At 61.4% G+C, this 2,216-nt stretch carries 2 protein-coding genes and 1 pseudogene; all 3 read left to right on the top strand.

The features are described from left to right. Nucleotides 1–562 precede the first annotated feature (562 nt). Nucleotides 563–703, top strand: a pseudogene (locus ACTNBY_RS09260) (putative RNA methyltransferase); the annotation flags it as partial. A 63-nt stretch (nt 704–766) separates the two neighbouring features. Next, nucleotides 767–1,468: a methyltransferase domain-containing protein gene (locus ACTNBY_RS09265; RefSeq protein ID WP_052241580.1), complete on the top strand. Its 702-nt coding sequence runs from the start codon at nt 767–769 to the stop codon at nt 1,466–1,468. A gap of 231 nt (nt 1,469–1,699) precedes the next feature. After that, a partial coding sequence (locus tag ACTNBY_RS09270; protein ID WP_441064274.1) for a helix-turn-helix domain-containing protein occupies nt 1,700–2,216 on the top strand: 517 nt, incomplete at its 3' end.

Below are 2,216 nucleotides of genomic sequence, written 5' to 3' on the forward strand. Positions count from 1 at the left end.
GCCAGCCCCAGCTCCCGGGTCGCCCGGTGAAGGCGAGGAAGAAGGGCGTGAAGGGAGCGAAGAGCGTTGCTGCCTAGGCTAGCCCCTTGTCACACAAACTACCGAAGCCTCCTTTTTTCACCTGCTGAAGGTTATCAATCTTCTTATTGAGTATCTCGGCATTCTTTCTTCTGCCAATGCCCTGGCGGGCAGATCCACCCCCCTTTCGGCTGGTTCGGGGGCACAGGCATGCCCTGACGGGCAGATCCACCGCCCTTTCGGCTGGTTCGGGGTCGCAGGCATGCCCTGGCGGGCAGATCAGCGCCTTTTCGGCAGGTTCGGGGGCGCAGGCATGCCCTGACAGACGGCTGCATTGCCCATATGCGTTTTGCGCGCGAGGACCCTGTTGCTCCTGTCAAAAGCGTGGCGAAATGAAGTGGCCCAAAAGAGGGCAGTAGAATACCGAAATCCCAGCTTGAAATAGCTCAGCTATTTGTCACTGTGCGGTTCTGCCTGCTATGATTAGCCATGCACTGCTGGGGAAGACTCATCCGCTAGAATTGCTTGGACGAAAGGAGACGCAATGGTACTCGACAGATACGCGCGATTTGCTGACAGCGCCGACGTGCTCTCTTGCCCCCTTTGCCACAGCGCCCTGAAGCTGCAGGAAGGGAGCCTCGTATGTCCGAAGAGGCACTGCTTCGATATCGCAAAGCAGGGGTACGTAAACCTTCTAGGGCCCTCCAGGCAGTCAGCCCACTACAGCAAAGAATCCTTTGAGAGCCGCATGGCAATCCTGGAGGCAGGGTATTACGACCACGTGAAAGAAGCCGTCCTCACCGCGGTAGGAAGGGCCCTTTCCCCAAGCGAGGGTCCTGCAGCTGTGAACGCGACGCCATTCCGCGTGCTCGACGCGGGATGCGGAGAAGGCTTCTATGCACGTGCAATCCGAGAAAACCTCTGTGTCGACGTGGTGGCGTTTGACCTCTCAAAAGACGCCATGCTGATGGCGGCCCGCCACGATTCCAGAAAGGCGGTCAAATGGCTGGTTGGCGACCTGACGAACATCCCCGTGCTGAAAGGCTCCATCAACTGCGTGGTGGACGTATTCGCTCCCTCGAACTACGACGAATTCAAGCGCGTTCTCACCCCAACCAGAAACGCCTCCGCGCCAGGAGTGCTGGTCAAAGTGGTTCCAGGCAGCAATCATCTTACGGAGCTGCGCCACCTTGCTGAAGGATCTTTGCGCAGCAAGGAATACTCAAACCAGCTGGTGACCGATTGCTTTGAGAAGCACTTCAAGATGACCGACCGCATCAAGGTGACGCGCACCTTCGAGATGTCCGAAAGGGACGTCCGCGTGTTCGCCGAGATGACGCCGCTGCTGTTCGGCATCGACGCGGAGTCCCTAAATCTATCGCGTGTGAAAAGCATCACCATCGAGGCTGAATTGCTGGTGGGCACCCCTCGCTCCCAAGGCCCTTCATGAGCTCAGCCAGCTCATCATCCTCTTAATTGCAGGGCTGAAGGACAGCCCTTGTCAACCGCCCCAGAAGAAATCTGGCTCTTCGGTGGTTTCTGTGGGAGAGATTCCGGCATAGGCCCAGCTCAGCGGGCGAAAACAACGATCTGGAACTGAAACGGCCCCGGGAGGGGCCGTTTCCGCGTCATCCGCCTATGATTGCTAAGCCAAATTCAGACAACCGAAGAGGCGTGACGCATGAAGAGTCTACTACTTCTCGCCCTCGGTCTGGCCCGCACGGTCGTCCTGGGCGCGCGCATCGAGGCCGAGCGCATCGTCGTGAGCGTCCGGCCCCACAAGCGCGAGCAGCGCCGCTGCCCCGTATGCGGCAGGGCCTGCGACTTCTACGACATGGCGAACCGCGGGGCCCCCAGGCTGTGGAGGGCGATGGACCTGGCGCGCTCGGCCTGCTACCTGGAGTACGCGCCCTGCAGGGTGCGCTGCCCGGAGCACGGCGTGCGCACCGAGGCCGTCCCCTGGGCGCGGCACGGGGCGCGCTTCACGCGCGACTTCGAGGACTGGGTGGCGTGGCTGGCGGTCCGCTGCACCGCCTCGGCGGTCTCCGAGCTCGCCCGCGTCGAGTGGCACAGCGTGGGCGGCGTGTGCAGGCGCGTCTACGCCGAGCTGGAGGCCGCGCGCGGCGCCTCGAGGTTCGACGGCGTGCGCCGCATCGGCATCGACGAGACGTCGTACAAGAAGGGCCACAAGTACGTCA

The organism is Collinsella sp. HCP28S3_E12, from assembly GCF_052065595.1.
Lineage (GTDB): Bacteria > Actinomycetota > Coriobacteriia > Coriobacteriales > Coriobacteriaceae > Collinsella.

Excerpts from the sequence above, each read along its gene's own strand:
- ACTNBY_RS09265 (WP_052241580.1), top strand. The coding sequence starts at position 767 with ATGGCAATCCTGGAGGCAGGGTATTACGACCACGTGAAAGAAGCCGTC.